Consider the following 20,428-nt stretch of genomic DNA (forward strand, 5'->3'; position numbering starts at 1 on the left):
GAGTTTGTGGTGTTGAAATCCTTATAATTAAAGAAGTATTATACTTATATGCAATATATTAAATATTTGTTATACGTAATAATAAGGAAGTTCACACGAAGTACATATCGTTGTGCTATTTTTATTTCACCTTTGATTTATAAATAAGAAAATATTGACCATTTGAAAAAAAGGTATATTATTTATACGAGGTATAAAAATTCACTTTTTACATTCTATGCTTAAAGGGGCGGCATTATTAGGAAAAATAGAAGTGAAAATAGTTTGTATAAGAAGTATTCTAAAATTTATAATCTGTGAATTAGGAAAATATTGAATGCTCCAGGTCAATATACTTTCTTAATTAACTTTAGTTTAGAAAGTATATTGACCTCAATATTTTTAAGTAAATCAACGGGAGAATTGAAAGGCAGGAGAAAGTAACATGTCAGAAAATTATCGTTCTCGAGAGGAGCGACGACAAGTTAAAAAGAAAAAACAGCCAGCTTCTAAAACACAAAAACCAAAAGGAAAAACATCGTTCTTTCGTAAGTTTTTAATTACTTGCTTATTACTTGGTATTGTTGGTTTAGTGGCAGGGGTTGCTACCTTCTTCGTAATGATTAAGGACGCACCAAAACTTGAGAAAGCAAAACTTGTTAATCCATTATCCTCAAAAATTTATGATAAAAATGGCGATTTGGTATATGAATACGGGAAAGAGAAACGGACGAATGTTACGTATGATCAAATTCCTAAATTAGTAGAAAATGCATTTTTAGCAACAGAAGATGCACGTTTTTATGAGCATAGCGGAGTAGACTTCAAAGGTACTGCCCGTGCTGTGTTGGTGAGTCTTAAAGGAGATTACGGTTCACAGGGTGGAAGTACAATAACGCAGCAGGTTATTAAAAACTACTTCTTATCGATGGAAAAAACATCAAAACGTAAAGTTCAGGAAATATATTTAGCGTATAAGCTAGAACAACAATATTCAAAACATGAAATTTTAGAAATGTATTTAAATAAAATTAATTTAGGAAACCGTTCATATGGTATCGCAACAGCAGCACAAAACTACTATGGTAAAGAATTAAAAGAGTTAACATTACCAGAAGTTGCGATGCTTGCAGGTTTACCGAAAGCACCGAATAACTATGATCCAACGAAAACGGACAATATTCAAAGAGCAACAGAAAGAAGAGATGTTGTACTAAAATTAATGAATCGACATGGTTATATTACGAAAGCAGAAATGGAAGAAGCTTCGAAAGTTAAAGTAACAGATGGACTTAAAACTGCAACTGTACAAGCAATGCCATATCCTGCATTTATGGATGCAGTTGTGAAAGAAGTAGAAAAAGAATTGCCAGATGCTAACATTGGTTCTGACGGTTTAGAAATTTATACAACTTTAGATAAAGATGCACAGAATGCTGCTGATAGAATATTAGATGAAAATATTATTAATTATCCAAATGATAAATTCCAAGGTGCTTTCACATTTATGGATACGAAAACAGGCGAGGTTCGTGCTATAGGTAGTGGGCGCGGTGAAAATAAAGCAGTATTTAAAGGGCATAATATGGCAATTGAATTAGATCGTGCAGCTGGTTCAACGATGAAGCCAATCTTTGATTACGGTCCTGCAATTGAATACTTAAAATGGGCTACGTATCATCAAATTGATGATTCTCCATTTAAATATTCAACGGGACAAGAACTTCGAAATGCGGACAGAAGTCATTTAGGCCCAATTACTATGCGTGAAGCGTTAAAAATGTCACGTAACGTTCCAGCAGTTAAAACTGCAAAAGAAGTAGGACTTAATAAATCAAAGGAATTCTCTGAGAAATTAGGTATTACATTTAATAAACCGCCGGCAGAATCTACAGCTATTGGTACAAACGAAGTATCACCAACTGAAATAGCGGGTGCTTATGCGACATTTGGTAATGGTGGAAAGTATACGAAACCGCACTTTGTTAAGAAAGTAGTTTATCCAGACGGCAAGTCACAAAGTTTTGGACAAAAACCAAAACAAGTTATTGCTGATTCTACAGCATATATGATTACTGATATGCTTCGCTCAGTAGTGACATCAGGTACTGGTACAGCGGCAAATATTAGTTCTTTAGATGTAGCTGGTAAAACGGGTACAACAAACTATGATTCAAAACAATTAGCGAAATTTAATATTCCAGAAAGTGCAACTCGTGATAGTTGGTTTGCAGGTTATACGCCGCAATATACGATGGCAGTATGGACTGGGTATATGAAAGATGGTAAAGACGAGTATATTAGTAGTAAAAATACGAAAATTGCACAATTGATCTTTAAAGAAATGATGAGCGAGATGGCTACAGATAAATCAAGATTTAAAATGCCAAGTAGTGTAATTCAAGAAGGTAGTGAGCTGCGTATAAAAGGGGAAAAACGTGATTCTTCTCCAAATACGAGCGTACCGGATACAACGGAAAAACCAAAACAAGATCAACAGCAAAAAACTGAAGAAGAGAAAAAGCAAGAAGAATTAAAGAAACAAGAAGAACTTAAAAAACAAGAAGAAGAAAAGAAACAAGAGGAACTGAAGAAGCAAGAAGAACAAAAGAAACTAGAAGAGCAAAAGAAACAAGAAGAAGAAAAGAAACAAAATGAACAAAATAATGGAAATGGCCAAGGAACAACACCTCCAGCAAATAACGGAGGAGGCCAAGGAAATACAACACCTCCAGCGAATAATGGAGGAGGCCAAGGAAATACAACACCTCCAGCGAATAATGGAGGAGGCCAAGGAAATACAACACCTCCAGCGAATAATGGAGGAGGCCAAGGAACAACACCTCCAGCAAATAACGGAGGAGGTCAAGGAAATACAACTCCACCAGCGACCACAGAACCAAATACTGGCGGGAATGCAGGAGAGACCCCTGCTAATAATGGGCAGTAAGAAAAATTTATAAAAATATTAAAAAGCACTTAAGATTTGTATACATTACATTCTTAAGTGCTTTTTTCGTTTAAATGTTAAAAGTACCATAGAAATTTTAGGAATAAATAGAAGGAGAATGATAAAAAACTTGAGCCTGAGGTAGTGGAGGATAACTTTGGCTTTGAAAGATAGTACTACTTGGATGTGCGCCATGATGCCAAAATGAGGGAGTAACTTGACCTGGAATTTGATATTGTTGCCAAGTTGTAGGAAGTTCAATTCATACATCGGAACTAGCTGTATGGACGGCTGGAACGTGTATCCCAGGAGTCGAAGGAACGACGGCTGTTACTCTTAAAGATACCCACATAACATAATCATTCCTAAGTTGTGATAATAAAGTAGTATATTCTATTCACGCGTGTAAAGGTACATATAGATAGGACTTTAGGCTAATGTATATGTATAAAGTTGTAAGACCAATTTAAATTCATGGTGGACCATTTATTATAAAAAGATACATCTATTTACGGAGGGAAAAGGAACTAAGAAAATGTAAAATGGAGGTGTTAATTGCAAGAATATACGTGTTTATGGAGGAATTTTAATGGAACGATTATGGACGAAATCATTTATTCAAATGACTTTCGCAATGTTATTTTTATTTACAGGATTTTATTTACTTGTTCCAACGCTCCCGCTCTTTATTAAAGAAATTGGTGGTAATGAATCACAAGTTGGACTTATGATGGGGATGTTTACAATTGCAGCAGTTGTAATACGACCGATTATTGGAGGAATGTTAGATCAATATGGTAGAAGATCTTTTATTATTTTCGGACTCATCTTTTTTGGGTTAACGATGTATTCTTATAATTTAGCGTCCACTATTGTCCTGCTAGCTGTTTTACGTGTTATTCACGGGGTAACTTGGGCTGTCTCTACAACAGCTGTTGGAACAGCGATAACTGATATTATTCCAGATTCGCGCCGTGGTGAAGGTATGGGATGGTACGGTATGGCTATGACAATTGCGATGGCAATTGGCCCAATGATTGGATTATCGGTTGTACAAAATTATTCATTTCACGGCCTATTCTTGTTAGCAACTCTTTTATCCTTTGTGGCAGTGTTATTATCGTTCATCACGAAAATACCATTCACACCACAAAAAGAAAAAGGAAAAATGCAGTTGTTTGAAAAGTCCGTTCTATCCATTACGATTGTTGTTTTCTTTTTATCATTTGCATATGGAGGGATTACGACATTTTTACCGCTATTTGCATCGTCAATTGATGTGAATCCTGGGACATTCTTTCTTGTATATGCAGTTTCTTTAACAATTATCAGACCAGTTTCAGGAAAACTATTAGATAAGTATGGGGAAGTATTTATCATACTCCCGGCACTATGCATTACTATCATCGCAATAGTTGTATTAACGATTTCACATAGTTTAATGGGTGTAGTTATCGCCGCTGCATTATACGGTGTTGGATTCGGTTCCGCACAGCCGGCATTGCAAGCAGCGATGCTTACAATTGTTGATCCGAGTAAAAGAGGGGTCGCTAACGCTTCATTCTTTACCGCATTTGATTTAGGGATTGGACTTGGTGCGATTTTACTTGGAGTTGTTTCGCAAATGTTTGGTTACCGTATTTTATTTGCAGGTAGTGCAATTTCAGGATTAATTGCTTTCATTATTTTTGTTATTTTTGTAAAACAGCGATTAGGTAAAAAAGAATTTGCGTAAACGGGAGTAAAAAAGATGAGAATTTCAATTGAACATGACGCTCTACAATGGTTTAAGGAATAATTACGAATATAACATGATTGTAATTCAATGCAGCATGGATATTCTTTAGGGATAGTTTCTAAGAAACCAGATGGGGAAATTGTGTCAGTTGAGTAAGAAGTCATTCTATTTTTAGGGGATGTTGATGAACTTTGGTACTTTCAAAACTATCATTTAGTTGAAGGTTACCTCGAGAAAATGAAAGAAATTTAATTTAATTATGTAAAATAATAACTTTTTTAAAAATAAATAAGTTTTATATGAAAATTATATTGAAGAGATAGTGAAATAAATATCATGTAGAAACGAGTTGTAAATGTGTACAACTCGTTTTTATTATTTTCTTAAAAAAATTGGAAGAATGATATATTTAGCAGGAATTTTTGAATCATCCTTATATTTTGTTTTAATAAAAGTTAAAAAGAAGTCTGTCCTTTCTTTATAAAATATGAAAATTATTTTTGAAAAATTGTATTGTTACATCGGTAAAAGTATAGGAAACTTATCATTATAAAATAAATTGAAATCTTCTAAAAACTCTGATACATTGAAATAGAAATGTAGTTTCACAGTATTGTAAAGGCTTACAGTTATGTGCACGAAGATCTATTAGGATTGGAGGAAATAATGATGAAAGCTGAAGAAAAATTTTCCCCGGGATTAGATGGTATAGTGGCAGCGGAGACGAAAATCTCGTTTCTTGACACAGTGAAAGGTGAAATTGTAATTCAAGGGTATGATTTAATCGAACTCTCAAAAACAAAAGAGTATTTAGACATTGTGCACCTTTTATTGGAAGAACATCTACCAAATAAGGATGAAAAAATAGCACTTGAAAAGAAATTAAAAGAAGAATATGCGGTACCAGAAGGTGTATTTAACGTATTAAAAGCATTGCCGAAAGAAACGCACCCTATGGATGGGTTACGTACAGGTGTGTCCGCATTAGCTGGTTACGATAATGACATCGAAAACCGCTCTTTAGAAGTGAATAAAAGCCGAGGGTACAAGCTATTAAGTAAAGTACCAAACATTGTAGCAAATAGCTATCATATTTTAAACAATGAGGATCCAATTGAACCTCTTAAGGAATTATCGTATAGCGCAAATTTCTTCTATATGTTAACAGGTAAAAAACCAACTGAACTTGAGGAGAAGATCTTTGATCGTTCCCTTGTTTTATATAGTGAACATGAAATGCCAAACTCTACATTTACAGCGCGCGTTATTGCCTCTACGCAATCCGACTTATATGGTGCTTTAACAGGTGCGGTTGCATCTTTAAAAGGTAGCTTACATGGCGGTGCGAACGAAGCAGTTATGTACATGCTTTTAGAAGCTGGTAATGTTGAGAAGTTTGAAGAGTTGTTACAGAAGAAATTATATAACAAAGAAAAAATTATGGGCTTTGGACACCGTGTTTATATGAAGAAAATGGATCCAAGAGCACTTATGATGAAGGAAGCTTTAAAGCAGTTATGTGATGTAAAAGGTGATTATACACTATATGAAATGTGTGAAGCTGGAGAAAAGATTATGGAGAAGGAAAAAGGAATTTATCCGAACCTTGATTATTATGCAGCTCCAGTATATTGGATGCTTGGTATTCCAATTCAACTTTACACACCAATCTTCTTTAGCTCTAGAACAGTAGGACTATGTGCGCACGTAATTGAACAACATACGAACAATCGATTGTTCCGTCCACGTGTAAATTACATTGGCGAGCGACATGTACTTAGTAAATAAGAACAACTGGGGAGTTGTTAGCGCCGCCCGCCGGATGGGTGTTTGACCGACACCCATCATTAATAATAACGAATTTTCGACAGAAAGGGAAGAATAGCATGATTAAAACAAATGAAATTAAACAAAAAGATGCATTATTAGAAGAGATTACGGATTATGTATTAAATAAAGAGGTAACTAGTGCAGAAGCATTCAGTACTGCTCGTTACGTATTACTTGATACACTTGGATGCGGAATTTTAGCACTACAATATCCAGAGTGTACGAAATTATTAGGGCCAGTTGTACCAGGAACAATCGTGCCAAATGGTACACGTGTACCTGGTACGTCATATGTACTTGATCCAGTGAAGGGTGCATTTAATATCGGATGTATGATCCGTTGGTTAGACTATAACGATACTTGGCTTGCAGCAGAGTGGGGACATCCATCTGATAACTTAGGCGGCATTTTAGCAGTGGCAGATTATATTAGCCGTGTTCGTATTTCAGAAGGAAAAGAACCGTTAAAAGTACGTGAAGTATTAGAAATGATGATTAAAGCACATGAAATTCAAGGTGTACTTGCTTTAGAAAACAGCTTAAACCGCGTTGGTCTTGACCACGTATTATATGTAAAAGTAGCAACAACCGCTGTAGTTGCAAAAATGCTTGGCGGAACACGTGAAGAAATCTTTAATGCATTATCACATGCGTGGATTGATAATTCTAGTCTTCGTACATATCGTCATGCTCCAAATACAGGATCACGTAAGTCATGGGCAGCAGGTGATGCAACGAGCCGCGGTGTTCATCTTGCAATGACTGCTCTAAAAGGTGAAATGGGTTATCCAACAGCATTATCTGCACCAGGATGGGGATTCCAAGATGTATTATTCAATAAACAAGAATTAAAATTAGCAAGACCACTAGAGTCTTATGTAATGGAAAATGTATTATTTAAAGTTTCATATCCAGCAGAATTCCATGCACAAACAGCTGCAGAATGTGCTGTGAAATTACATCCAGAAATTAAAGAAAGATTAGATGAAATTGACCGTATTACAATTACAACTCACGAATCTGCAATTCGTATTATTGATAAAGAGGGTCCATTAAATAATCCAGCTGATCGTGATCATTGTTTACAGTACATTACGGCAATTGGTTTATTAAAAGGAGATATCGTTGCGGACGATTATGAAGATGTAGTAGCAAATGATCCACGTGTAGATGAATTACGTAATAAGATGGTCGTTGTTGAAAACAAACAGTACAGTTTAGACTATCTTGACCCGAACAAGCGCTCAATCGCCAACGCTGTTCAAGTTCATTTCAAAGATGGCACTGTAACAGAAAACGTGGAATGTGAATATCCACTTGGTCACCGTTTCCGTAGAGACGAAGCAATTCCAAAAGTTGTTCAAAAATTCACTGCAAATATGGCAGGTCATTATTCTAGTAAGCAACAAGAACAAATTCATGAAGCTTGTTTAAATGAAGAGAAGCTAGAAAATATGAATGTAAACGAATTTGTAGATCTATTCTTAATTTAATAATAGGGGGAATTTAGAATGGCTTGGGTTGTGAATAAACAGTCAACACAAGAGGAGCTTGCGAATCGCTTCCGAGCTTTAGTAGAAGCAAATGAAATTTTGCAAATTCCAGGTGCTCATGACGCAATGGCAGCTTTAGTTGCGAGAAATACAGGATTCTCAGCTCTTTATTTATCAGGAGCTGCTTATACTGCAAGTAAAGGACTACCTGATTTAGGAATCGTGACGTCTACTGAAGTAGCAGAGAGAGCAAAGGACCTAGTAAGAGCTACAGATTTACCAGTTCTTGTTGATATTGATACAGGGTTTGGTGGTGTATTAAACGTAGCGAGAACAGCGGTAGAAATGGTAGAAGCGAAAGTTGCAGCTGTTCAAATTGAAGATCAACAACTACCAAAGAAATGTGGACATTTAAATGGTAAGAAACTCGTTACGACAGAAGAGTTAGTTCAAAAGATTAAAGCGATTAAAGAAGTTGCACCAAGCTTATATATTGTAGCGCGCACAGATGCTCGCGGTGTAGAGGGCTTAGATGAAGCGATCGATAGAGCGAACGCTTATGTAAAAGCAGGTGCAGATGCGATATTCCCTGAAGCACTTCAATCAGAAGAAGAGTTCCGTCTATTTAATAGTAAAGTAAATGCACCTTTACTTGCGAATATGACTGAATTTGGGAAAACGCCGTATTATAGTGCAGAGGAATTTGCGAATATGGGCTTCCAAATGGTTATTTATCCTGTAACTTCACTTCGTGTTGCAGCGAAAGCGTATGAAAATGTGTTTACTTTAATTAAAGAAACAGGTTCTCAAAAAGATGCACTTTCAAATATGCAAACGAGAAGTGAGTTATATGAAACAATTTCATATCATGACTTTGAAGAATTAGATACAGGAATTGCAAAAACCGTATTATCAGAGGATCAATAGATAAAACAACTAAGGCGATGAGAATACATCTTTGGCAAAACGAACTGCTTGATGTGAAAATTCATCGCCTTCTGTTTTCAAAAATAAGAAATTCCACTCATCGTAGACGAGCATACGTAGTAGCATGTAAGGCCGAAATGATAGGGGGATTCAGATGGAGAAAACGAAGTTACCGTGGGATGAATTTTTTTCACTTAATAAAGATGTGAATCATACTTTCTTTACGCCAGAAGATTTTTCAGGAGATGAAGATTTAATCGCAAAAACGACAGAACAATTCGTTAAACAAGAAATTGTTCCACAAATGGAGAATATTGAACAACATAACTATAAAGTTTCTCGACAATTATTTGAGAAAGCTGGAGAGCTTGGATTATTAAGTATCGAGGTTCCAGAAGATTACGGTGGATTTGAGTTAGGAAAGGCAGTTTCAGGACTTGTAGCAGAAAAAATGGGATACGCTGGTGCATTTAGCGTTTCATTTAATATACACGCAGGTGTAGGTACATTGCCTTACATATATTACGGAACGAAAGAACAAAAAGAAAAATATTTGCCGAAAATTGCGTCTGGAGAATGGATTGGGGCTTATGCTTTAACTGAGTCGAATGCTGGTTCGGATGCTTTAAGTGCAAAAACGAGTGCAGTATTAAATGAAGATGGTACTGCTTGGAAGTTAAATGGTGAAAAGCAGTGGATTACAAATGCTCATATGGCAGATGTATACGTTGTTTTTGCGAAGACAAATAAAGGAATGACAGCATTTATTGTCGAAAGAACATGTGAAGGTGTATCTATTGGACTAGAAGAAAAGAAAATGGGGATTAAAGGTTCTTCAACGGCTACTCTTATTTTAGAAGATGTTGTCATCCCTGCTGAAAATGTTTTAGGGGAAGTTGGGAAAGGGCATCACGTAGCTCTTAATATTCTAAACTTTGCTAGACTAAAGCTTGCTTTTGGAAATATTGGAACAGCAAAACAAGCAATTGGTTTGTCGGTTCAATATGGAAAAGAGCGAAAACAGTTCCAAACGGAATTAGTAGATTTTACGATGATTCAAGAGAAAATTGCAAATATGATTATTGCTACATATGGAGCAGAAAGTGCAGCCTACCGTACAGCAGGTGTAATTGATGAAGCAATTCATGAGAGTGATGAAGATCTTATGAAGAAAATGTCTCAATTTGCAATTGAATGTGCACTTAATAAAGTAAATGCTTCTGAAACACTAGGTCATATCGTAGATGAAGCTGTACAAATTCATGGTGGTTACGGTTATATGCAAGAGTACGAAGTAGAACGATTATATCGTGATGCTAGAATTAGTCGTATTTTTGAAGGTACGAATGAAATTAATAGATTAACAGTTGCTAAAATGTTAATGAAGCAAATGGAACAAATTGAAGATACTGAAGTAGAAGTGGATGTAGCAAATGTTGAAAGGAACCACCGTTACATTTTATTAGCGAAAAAATTGTTGAAACAATCTTTGAAAACGCTCTCTAAAACTCCAGGTTTAAAAATTGATCAAGAGCAAGAATATTCACGTGTATTATCAAATATGTTAACGGACGTGTACGTCATGGAATCAGCATTTTTACGTACGAGTAAAGCCATTAGTAAAAATGGTGAAGAGAAAGAGCGTACGAAACAAATGATAACTGACGTTATTTGTGAAGAAGGCTATCGCAAAGTAGAAGAAGCGGCGATTTCTATACTTTCAGCGGCTGTTACAGAAGAACAAGATCGACATGTGATTTTAGCTGAAATTCGTCAATTATTAGTGCCTTTATACACGAACGTATTTACAAAAAAGAGAGAGATTGCGAAAGCTATTATAAATCGCGGAAAGTATATTGTGTAAATAGGAGGAAAGCGATATGAAAAAGATTGGTTTTATCGGTTTAGGTAACATGGGTCTTCCGATGTCTAAAAATTTAGTTAAATCAAGTTACACAGTATACGGTGTGGATTTAAATAAGGAGGCTGAAGCTTCCTTTGAAAGTGAAGGAGGAATTATTGGCTTATCAATCTCAAAGCTAGCAGAAACATGCGATGTGATTTTTACAAGTTTACCTTCACCTCGTGCTGTTGAAGCAGTTTATTTTGGGGAAGAAGGATTATTTGAAAATAGTCATTCGAATGTAGTTTTAATTGATACAAGTACTGTATCTCCACAATTAAACAAACAGTTAGAAGAAGCTGCCAAGGAAAAGAAAGTAGACTTTTTAGCAGCACCTGTTAGTGGTGGGGTAATTGGAGCCGAAAACCGTACATTAACGTTTATGGTTGGTGGATCAAAAGATGTATATGAGAAAACGGAATCTATCATGGGCGTACTAGGCGCGAACATTTTCCATGTTAGTGAGAAGATTGATAGTGGTACAACAGTTAAATTAATTAATAATCTATTAATTGGTTTTTATACAGCTGGTGTGAGTGAAGCTTTAACATTAGCGAAAAAGAACGATATGGATTTAGATAAAATGTTTGATATTTTAAATGTAAGTTACGGTCAAAGTAGAATTTATGAGCGCAATTATAAAAGTTTTATTGCATCAGAAAACTATGAGCCAGGCTTTACTGTGAATTTATTAAAGAAAGATTTGGGGTTTGCAGTAGATTTAGCGAAAGAAAGCGAACTTCACTTACCGGTAAGCGAAATGCTATTGAATGTATATGAAGAAGCAAGTGAAGCTGGGTATGGTGAAAACGATATGGCTGCTTTATATAAGAAAGTTAGTGAACAATTAATTTCTAATCAAAAATAATAGATTTATAAACATCATAAAAAAGGAGAGAATATAATGATTACAACTGAAATTAAACGAGTAAAAAATCATATTAATGGTGAGTGGGTAGAATCTACTGGTACAGAAGTAGAAGCAGTTCCAAATCCGGCGACTGGAAAAATTATCGCTTACGTTCCGCTATCTCCGAAAGAAGATGTTGAAAAAGCTGTTGAAGCGGCAAAAGCAGCATATGAAACATGGTCTAAAGTACCAGTTCCGAATCGTTCAAGACAATTGTATAAATATTTACAGCTTTTACAGGAAAACAAAGAAGAGCTTGCTAAAATCATTACGCTCGAAAATGGTAAAACATTAACGGATGCAACTGGTGAAGTACAGCGTGGTATTGAAGCAGTAGAACTTGCAACATCTACGCCAAATTTAATGATGGGACAAGCTCTACCGAATATTGCTAGCGGCATTGATGGATCAATTTGGCGCTATCCAATTGGAGTTGTTGCTGGTATTACACCATTTAACTTCCCAATGATGATTCCATTATGGATGTTCCCACTTGCAATTGCTTGCGGTAATACGTTCGTATTAAAAACATCTGAAAGAACGCCACTTTTAGCAGAGCGACTTGTAGAGTTATTCTATGAAGCTGGTTTCCCAAAAGGGGTATTAAATTTAGTACAAGGCGGCAAAGATGTTGTAAATAGCATTTTAGAAAATAAAGATATTCAAGCTGTTTCATTCGTTGGATCTGAGCCGGTAGCTCGTTACGTATATGAAACAGGTACGAAACATGGGAAACGTGTACAAGCGTTAGCTGGTGCGAAAAACCATGCGATTGTAATGCCAGATTGCAATCTTGAGAAAACAGTGCAAGGTGTAATTGGGTCTGCATTCGCAAGTAGTGGAGAGCGCTGCATGGCATGTTCAGTAGTAGCAGTAGTTGATGAAATTGCTGATGAATTCATCAACGTACTAGTAGCAGAGACGAAGAAATTAAAAGTAGGTGATGGTTTCCACGAAGATAACTATGTTGGACCATTAATTCGTGAATCTCATAAAGAGCGTGTATTAGGCTATATTAATAGCGGTGTAGCAGATGGAGCTACTTTATTAGTAGATGGCCGTAAAATTAAGGAAGAAGTTGGAGAAGGTTACTTTGTAGGTGCGACAATCTTTGATGGTGTAAATCAAGAAATGAAAATTTGGCAAGATGAGATTTTTGCTCCAGTATTAAGCATTGTACGTGTTAAAGATTTAGAAGAAGGTATTAAACTAACAAATCAATCTAAATTTGCAAATGGTGCGGTAATTTATACGTCAAATGGTAAGCATGCACAAACGTTCCGTGATAATATCGATGCTGGTATGATCGGTGTAAACGTAAACGTTCCAGCACCAATGGCATTCTTCGCATTTGCAGGAAATAAAGCTTCATTCTTTGGTGATTTAGGTACAAATGGTACAGATGGCGTTCAATTCTATACACGTAAAAAAGTTGTAACTGAGCGCTGGTTTTAATAAAGAGTAAACAGTCAAATCACTTATTAAACGAAAACCACCACTAGAAATAGTGGTGGTTTTCGTTTTGTTAATTACTTTTTTCGAAAGCAAGTTTAATACCAAAACCAATTAAGACGATTCCCGTTAACCCTTGAATATAACGTTGCGTCTTCGGTTTCTTCATAAAAGCACTAATTTTATCAATTAAAAATATATAAAAAGCGAACCAAATAACTGTTAATACGAGATAAGTAAGGCCCATTACGAGAAGTTGGATAAACGTATTATGATTTGGATTTAAAAATTGCGGTAAAAACGTTAAAAAGAAAACTGCAACTTTAGGGTTTAATAAATTCGTAAGAAAACCTTGGCGAAAGCAAGAAGTATGTTCATCTACATTATTCAAAGATAAATCGCTCGTATCAACGCCTTCTTTATTTCTTACTGCTAAAAGGGCTTTAATACCAATATAAATTAAATATAGAGCTCCAACGTACTTGAAAATAGAGAATAAAAGAGCTGACTTTACAATAAGTGCGGATAGTCCGATTACTGCTGCTAACGTATGAATCAAAAGTGCAATACATGTGCCGAACACTGTTTTTACTCCGCCCACCTTACCGGCAACTAATGTGTTTTTCGTGGCCATTGCTGTATCTGGACCGGGTAAAATAATAAGACAAATAGACATAATGATGAAAAGAAAAAAATTTTCAATCATAGTCGCTCCTCCTTTTTTATTTTTAGAATATTTGATTAAAAATAGTGTAGCACATATTTCGATTTAATAAAATTAAATTTTATTAAAAATTATTAAATAGGAAAGAGGCTATATAGTCATGTAATTACATGACTATATAGCCTCAGGTTTATCCCGAATGAACGGGCGATTGGTAAGGGGTAACTCACCACTTATGCGTTAAGTAAGTTAAAGAATCGATTTACATCCTCTTCTGAAACATCACTTAACTGCTTATATTTATAATTCGGGTTTTGATCTTTATCAACGACAACAGAGCGGACTCCTTCGAAGAAATCTGCATGTCTCATGAAATTTTTAGCAAGTACAAGGTCGGTAGCGAAACATTCTTCAACGGACTTACCTTGTCCATCGATAAACTGTTTTAATGTTACTTTTAATGAAACAGGGGATTTGGATAATAGTGTTTCTTTCGTTTTTAAAGCAAAGGAACTTTGGTCTTTCTCCAATGAATGGATGATTTCTTCAATTGTATCGAAGGCAAAATGAGAATTCATTTCTTCTAATGAAGGAGCAAGCTCGCTGTCTAAGTTTGGAGCAGTTGCAAATGTACGAATAATTTCTTTTAAATTAGTATGTACATCATTTTCTTTATGCCAATTAACACTTTCAAGTTCAGTAAGGAAATTTGGTAATGAATCAGATGTCATAAAGTAATCAGCAGCGTTTATAAATAATACGTCAGAAGCTTTTAAAATAGATGCTGTTAAAGCAACATATCGGCCAGCAAAACCTGGAGCTTTATTTAAGAAATAAGCAGCACCGACATCTGGGAAGAATCCGATATTCATCTCTGGCATTGCCCATTTTGTACGCTCTGTTACAATTCGATATTTCGCACCATTTGTAAGACCGACACCACCACCCATTACAATCCCATCTAAACAAGCGATGATCGGTTTTTTATATTGATAAATATATGTATCAATTTCATACTCTTCTTCAAAGAAACGTTCCGCATGCTGCAGTGCAGTTTCATTTGAACGTGCTTCATAAAGAGTTTTAATGTCGCCGCCTGCACAAAAACCTTTTGTACCAGCGCCTTTTAATACGATAAGCGCAATTCGCTCATCATGTTCCCACTCTTTCAGTTTTTGCCCAATTGGTTGCAACATGTCATAAGATAAAGAATTAAGTGCTTTTGGGCGATTTAAAGTAATTGATGCAACTCCGTTTTCACTAACAGAAAATAAAACGTGTTCAGTCATAATTCATCCTCCCTTACATATCTTCTTATTCTTAATTCTTGATACGTACTGAAATGTCCTTTTTAAATTTTGTCTAAAGTTGGCGGTACATGTTAATTTGTACACCGCATATTTTGACGAGTTATATTTGCAGGATTTTGGAGGTTGAAAATGAATATTACAACATTACTGTAATTGTAATTATTTGAAGTTATCATGATAAACACGCTATTATATATGTGTAAATTGTACAAAATCACTTCGGAAAGAGTATTTGAAGTGATAATAATGTAAGTAAAATTGCTTTTCATTAGAAATAGAGAAAGGAGAAATCGGAATGCCAGTACCTTTACTATTGTCGGTGATTATTTTGTCTTCTTTAATGATAGGAATAACCCAGTATTTTCATCATACAGATACGACAGAGGAAGTGAAGGATAAAGTACGACTTGTATTTCCGATTTTTATCATATCTATTTCTTTTTGCATTCTATTAAATAAGGATGGGTACATTGTCGCAGTATTTTCATTTTTTGTAGCGATCGTTTTCATTACAGTTTTATATTATGTAATGAAAGACTTTATACAAAAATAAAGATGTCGCAAGAGGCATTTTTATTTTTGAAACTAATAAAATTTCACATACCGTATTTTATATAAAAATAGAAAACATATAGCAATAGAAAAGTAAGCACTTCAACGTGTATTTACTTGTCAATCTTGCATTGCCAATATACTATTAATAATGTAGAGATTAGAAAAAGGGGTTGTATCTAACATGAAATTTGAGATGCACACAAAAATTATTTCAAATGAAAAAGAAGTAAGATTACATATAGAAGAAAACATATTTCAATTAACATTGGATGGTTATCACTTATTTACAGTTGAAGAAATATTACCTTTATATAAATCAAATGAAGAAAGAATTGGTAGTGCAATGATACAAAAGTTAGAGTGGGAGAACGGAAAAACTACAATAAACTATCAACTCGTATCACTTAAATCAGTAAATTAAAAGGAGCAGGAAAATATGAAGTTATTTCATACAGCGGATTGGCATTTAGGAAAACTTGTTCATGGCGTGTATATGACTGAAGATCAAAAGATTGTATTAGATCAATTTGTACAAGCTGTTGAGGAAGAAAAACCAGATGCCGTAATTATTGCAGGTGATTTATACGACCGAGCAATTCCACCTACAGAAGCAGTAGACTTATTAAATGATGTTTTACAAAAAATAGTGATTGATTTACAAACACCAGTTATTGCAGTTGCTGGAAACCATGATAGTCCAGATCGCATTCATTTTGGAAGTAGTTTAATGAAGAAACAAGGGTTATTTATTGTGGGCCAATTTCAATTTCCATATGAGCCAATTATATTAAATGATGAATATGGTGAGGTTCACTTCCATCTCATTCCATATGCGGATCCAAGCATAGTTAGACATGTATTGAAAAATGAAGACGTACGTTCTCATGATGATGCAATGCGTATTTTTATGAATGAACTTTCTGAAACGATGGATCAAGAAGCAAGACATGTCTTTGTTGGTCATGCATTTGTAACTTCTGCGGGCGAAGCGGAGGAGAATACAAGTGATGCAGAACGACCACTTTCAATTGGTGGTGCTGAATACGTAAATAGTCATTATTTTGATAAGTTTCATTACACAGCGCTTGGACATTTACATCAAGCGCATTTCGTACGTAATGAGACAATTCGATATTCAGGTTCTCCACTTGCATATTCTATTTCTGAAGAAAAACATAAAAAAGGATATTATATTGTGGAATTGGACGAGCAAGGTGAAGTAACAATTGAAAAAAGGTTACTTACACCACGCCGTAAAATGCGAACAGTAGAAGCGAAAATAGATGAATTATTACAACATCCAGTAAGTGAAGATTACGTGTTTGTAAAATTATTAGATGAAAATCCTGTCTTGCAGCCAATGGAAAAAATACGCTCTGTATATCCAAATGCAATGCATGTTGAAAGATCTATTCAAAGACGAGAATTCACAGAGTCAAATGAAGTAACTGTTTCAAGACATAAAACGGATGATTTATCACTATTAAAGGCTTTTTATAAAGAAATGAAAGGCCTAGAGTTATCAGAAGAGAAAGAACGTCTATTTGTAGAAGTATTACAAACAGTGCAAGAACGGGAAGGTGAACGAGGATGAGACCGATTCAGCTTATTATGACGGCATTTGGCCCATATAAACAGAAAGAAGTAATCGATTTTGATGATCTTGGAGAGCATCGTATTTTCGCCATTTCTGGGAATACGGGAGCTGGAAAGACAACGATTTTTGATGCGATTTGTTATGTATTATATGGTGAAGCAAGTGGAGAAGAACGTAGTGATACCAGCATGCTTCGTAGTCAATTTGCTGATGATAATGTGTATACAAGTGTAGAACTAACCTTTCAGCTAAAAGGGAAGCATTATGAAATAAAACGCCAACTTGGACATAAAAAACAAGGGAACAAGACGATTACGGGACATGCAGTAGAATTATATGAAGTGATTGATGATGAGCAGGTTCCAGCTGTTGATCGTTTCCATGTTACGGATGTAAATAAAAAAGTGGAAGATTTAATTGGTTTAAGTAAACATCAGTTTAGCCAAATTGTAATGTTACCACAAGGGGAATTCCGAAAATTATTAACATCTGAAACAGAAAACAAAGAAGAAATTTTGCGTCGTATTTTTAAAACAGATCGTTATAAGTTAATGCGTGAGTTACTTGATCAAAAACGAAAACAATGGAAAGACGTCTTACAAGAAAAGCAAAAAGAGCGAGAGTTATATTTCCGTAATGTTTTTAAATTACCAATTCGTGATGGATCATTATTAGAGACATTAGTGGAACAAGAACATGTAAATACGCATCAAGTAGTAGAGGCATTAGAACAAGAAACAACTGCGTATAAGGCAGAGGTGGAGCAATTACAAGTAGAACAAGATGCTCAAACGAAACAATTAAAGGATGCTGAAACTCGTTTTCATGCAGCGAAATCTGTAAATGAGAAATTTATAGATTTACAACAAAAGAATGAGAAATATAATACTTTACAAGAAAACCGTCCAGTAATTGAAATGAAAGAAACATCTTTTAAACGAGCGGAACAAGCGAAGCGCTTAGTACCATTTGAGCAATGGTATGAAGAAGCAATGCAAAATGAGCAGAAAGTTGAAAGTTTGTTAAAACAAATAATCGCCAAAAAAGAAAATATAACGAAGAGCTTTGAACTTGCTCAGGAGAAATATGAAGCAGTAAAGAATAAAGAACCTGAGAGAGAAAATGCAAAAAAACTCGTTCAAAGATTAGAAGAGTTACAACCGATTATTGCGTCATTAGCTGAGAAACAGTTGAATTTACAAAATGCAGAAGTTCAAGTAGTGAAATTAAAAGAAAGTATGCAAAACTTAGAGAAACAATTAGAAGTGCATACAAATCAAAAGCAGTTAATGTCTGGTGAATTGCAGCAATTAGAACGAGCACTTGAGCAATATGTAGCTAAAGTAGAAGAACTAACGAATATGCGAGAAGATGCAAAAGTTTTAAAGCAAGCATATGATGTTTGGCAAGAAAAACAAAAATTCGAGCAAGAAAAAGAAGCGGCGTATAATAAGATGCATTTGGCAGTAAATGCATATGAAAGTATGGAACGCCGCTGGTTAAGTGAACAAGCTGGTATATTAGCTCTTCATTTACATGATGGTGAATCTTGTCCAGTATGTGGTAGTACGAACCATCCGAAAAAAGCTACAGAGCAAAGTGATGCGATCGATGAAAAAGTGTTAAATGATTTAAGAGACAAGAAAAATAGTGCTGAAAAATTACATGTTCAATTAGAGGAGAAATGGAATTTCTATCATCTTCAATATGAACAGGTAATAGAAGAAGTTAAGAAGCGAGGCTATCACTCGGAAGAATTAGCTGAAACATATAGTGCGCTTGTTCAAAAGGGAAAACAATTAGCAACTGAAGTGAATACGTTAAAAGCAAGCGAAGAAACGCGTAAGCAAACTGCTGTGAATATAAAAAGCGTAGAAGAAAAAGTAGATGTACTTCAGAAACAAAAGCGTGAGGTAGAAACAGAGCAGCACCGTATAGAAATAGAGTGTATGCAGCTTCGTACGTCATATGAACATGATAAGAAAAATATCCCTGAAAACTTACAAACAGTTCAAGCTTGGAAAGTACAGTTTGACCAAGCTATGCATGAACTCAAGTTAATGGAGGACGAATGGAAGAAAGTGCAGGAAGCGTATCAACATTGGCAAAATGAAAATATACGTATTCAAGCAGAACAGAAAGGTGCTTCTAATCAATTTGAAAGTGCAAAATTGAAGAAAGAAGAGACTTTTACGCGCTTTATGAAAGAGCTTGAGCAGAGCGGATTTACAAATCAAATTACGTATAAAGAAGCTAAATTAAGTGATATCGAGATGGAGGTGTTACAAAAAGAAATTCAAAGTTATTATTCATCTCTTGAAGTGCTTGCAAAACAAATTCAAGAGTTACGTGCTGAATTAAAAGATAAAGAGTATATGGATATTACCGCGTTAGGTGAACATATAAAAGATTTAGAAATTAATCTTGATATTATTAAAGAAAAACGTCAACGTGCGCAAAATGCGGTAACATATATTTCTGATTTACATGAAAATATTAGACGTATCGATGAGCAAATTCATGAGGAAGAAAAAGCTTTCCAAGAACTTGTTGATTTATATGAAGTAATGAAAGGTGATAACGAAAGCCGTATATCATTTGAACGTTACATCTTAATAGAGTATTTAGAACAAATTGTTCAAATTGCAAACGAACGATTACGTAAATTATCAAATGGACAATTTTATTTAAAACGAAGTGAGCGAGTTGAAAAGAGAAATCGTCAAAGTGGATTAGGATTAGATGTATACGACGCATACACTGGCCAAACACGCGATGTAAAAACATTATCGGGCGGAGAGAAATTTAATGCATCACTTTGCTTAGCGCTTGGAATGGCAGACGTCATTCAAGCATATGAAGGCGGTATTTCCATCGAAACGATGTTTATCGACGAAGGCTTTGGTTCATTAGATGAGGAATCATTAACAAAAGCAGTTGATGCTTTAATTGACTTACAAAAATCAGGCCGATTTATCGGTGTCATTTCACACGTTCAAGAGCTGAAAAACGCAATGCCAGCTGTATTAGAAGTAACGAAACAGAAGGATGGGTGTAGTCAGACGAGGTTTGTGGTGAAGTAAGTTCAATTATAATTCATGCTCAAAGTATTGTTTGCGA

General features: G+C 35.1%; 14 protein-coding genes and 2 pseudogenes. 13 read left to right on the plus strand and 3 right to left on the minus strand.

Features of this window, described 5'->3' with window-relative positions; all coding sequences use genetic code 11:
- Positions 1 to 424: 424 nt before the first annotated feature.
- Complete coding sequence (locus tag ACUXEY_RS16625; RefSeq protein WP_461301154.1) at positions 425 to 2,929, plus strand: transglycosylase domain-containing protein; 2,505 nt, start codon at positions 425 to 427, stop codon at positions 2,927 to 2,929.
- Between the two features lie 97 nt (positions 2,930 to 3,026).
- On the opposite strand, the pseudogene ACUXEY_RS16630 reads toward ACUXEY_RS16625, so the two are convergent.
- Positions 3,027 to 3,281: pseudogene (locus tag ACUXEY_RS16630) on the minus strand (hypothetical protein).
- A gap of 237 nt (positions 3,282 to 3,518) precedes the next feature.
- Here ACUXEY_RS16630 and ACUXEY_RS16635 point away from each other — a divergent pair.
- From ACUXEY_RS16635 to ACUXEY_RS16670, 8 genes and pseudogenes are all read left to right on the plus strand, one after another.
- Entirely contained in the window at positions 3,519 to 4,664 is a 1,146-nt protein-coding gene (locus tag ACUXEY_RS16635; RefSeq protein WP_461301155.1) for an MFS transporter, read from the plus strand.
- A gap of 69 nt (positions 4,665 to 4,733) precedes the next feature.
- Positions 4,734 to 4,919 (plus strand): annotated as a pseudogene (locus ACUXEY_RS16640) (hypothetical protein).
- Positions 4,920 to 5,333: 414 nt separating this feature from the next.
- On the plus strand, positions 5,334 to 6,455 hold the full coding sequence (mmgD, locus tag ACUXEY_RS16645) for a citrate synthase (RefSeq protein WP_461301156.1): 1,122 nt from the start codon (positions 5,334 to 5,336) through the stop codon (positions 6,453 to 6,455).
- Positions 6,456 to 6,553: 98 nt separating this feature from the next.
- Positions 6,554 to 7,990, plus strand: coding sequence for a 2-methylcitrate dehydratase (gene prpD, locus ACUXEY_RS16650; protein ID WP_078419866.1), 1,437 nt, complete (start codon positions 6,554 to 6,556; stop codon positions 7,988 to 7,990).
- A gap of 18 nt (positions 7,991 to 8,008) precedes the next feature.
- Positions 8,009 to 8,917, plus strand: a complete 909-nt coding sequence (prpB, locus tag ACUXEY_RS16655) for a methylisocitrate lyase (RefSeq protein WP_166704333.1) — start codon at positions 8,009 to 8,011, stop codon at positions 8,915 to 8,917.
- A 154-nt stretch (positions 8,918 to 9,071) separates the two neighbouring features.
- Entirely contained in the window at positions 9,072 to 10,781 is a 1,710-nt protein-coding gene (locus ACUXEY_RS16660) for an acyl-CoA dehydrogenase family protein (protein ID WP_461301157.1), read from the plus strand.
- Between the two features lie 16 nt (positions 10,782 to 10,797).
- A complete protein-coding gene (locus tag ACUXEY_RS16665) occupies positions 10,798 to 11,688 on the plus strand; it encodes an NAD(P)-dependent oxidoreductase (RefSeq protein WP_166704335.1) in 891 nt (296 codons plus the stop codon).
- Between the two features lie 36 nt (positions 11,689 to 11,724).
- Positions 11,725 to 13,185, plus strand: a complete 1,461-nt coding sequence (locus ACUXEY_RS16670; RefSeq protein WP_113741443.1) for a CoA-acylating methylmalonate-semialdehyde dehydrogenase — start codon at positions 11,725 to 11,727, stop codon at positions 13,183 to 13,185.
- A 70-nt stretch (positions 13,186 to 13,255) separates the two neighbouring features.
- On the opposite strand, the gene ACUXEY_RS16675 is transcribed toward ACUXEY_RS16670, so the two are convergent.
- Positions 13,256 to 13,888, minus strand: coding sequence for a LysE family translocator (locus ACUXEY_RS16675; protein ID WP_166704336.1), 633 nt, complete (start codon positions 13,886 to 13,888; stop codon positions 13,256 to 13,258).
- 191 nt (positions 13,889 to 14,079) lie between these two features.
- Positions 14,080 to 15,135: an enoyl-CoA hydratase/isomerase family protein gene (locus ACUXEY_RS16680; protein ID WP_461301158.1), complete on the minus strand. Its 1,056-nt coding sequence runs from the start codon at positions 15,133 to 15,135 to the stop codon at positions 14,080 to 14,082.
- Between the two features lie 316 nt (positions 15,136 to 15,451).
- Between ACUXEY_RS16680 and ACUXEY_RS16685 the strand changes: the two genes are divergently transcribed.
- The 4 genes from ACUXEY_RS16685 to ACUXEY_RS16700 all read left to right on the plus strand — a co-directional run bounded on the left by ACUXEY_RS16685 (position 15,452) and on the right by ACUXEY_RS16700 (position 20,391).
- Positions 15,452 to 15,709, plus strand: coding sequence for a hypothetical protein (locus ACUXEY_RS16685; protein WP_001145040.1), 258 nt, complete (start codon positions 15,452 to 15,454; stop codon positions 15,707 to 15,709).
- A 183-nt stretch (positions 15,710 to 15,892) separates the two neighbouring features.
- Complete coding sequence (locus ACUXEY_RS16690; RefSeq protein ID WP_461301159.1) at positions 15,893 to 16,132, plus strand: DUF2584 family protein; 240 nt, start codon at positions 15,893 to 15,895, stop codon at positions 16,130 to 16,132.
- Positions 16,133 to 16,147: 15 nt separating this feature from the next.
- Positions 16,148 to 17,305, plus strand: a complete 1,158-nt coding sequence (locus tag ACUXEY_RS16695; protein WP_461301160.1) for an exonuclease SbcCD subunit D — start codon at positions 16,148 to 16,150, stop codon at positions 17,303 to 17,305.
- Positions 17,302 to 20,391, plus strand: a complete 3,090-nt coding sequence (locus tag ACUXEY_RS16700; protein WP_461301161.1) for an AAA family ATPase — start codon at positions 17,302 to 17,304, stop codon at positions 20,389 to 20,391. The genes ACUXEY_RS16695 and ACUXEY_RS16700 overlap by 4 nt, the downstream gene beginning before the upstream one ends.
- Positions 20,392 to 20,428: the final 37 nt, after the last annotated feature.

It is taken from the genome of Bacillus sp. F9_6S_D1_P_5 (assembly GCF_054823925.1).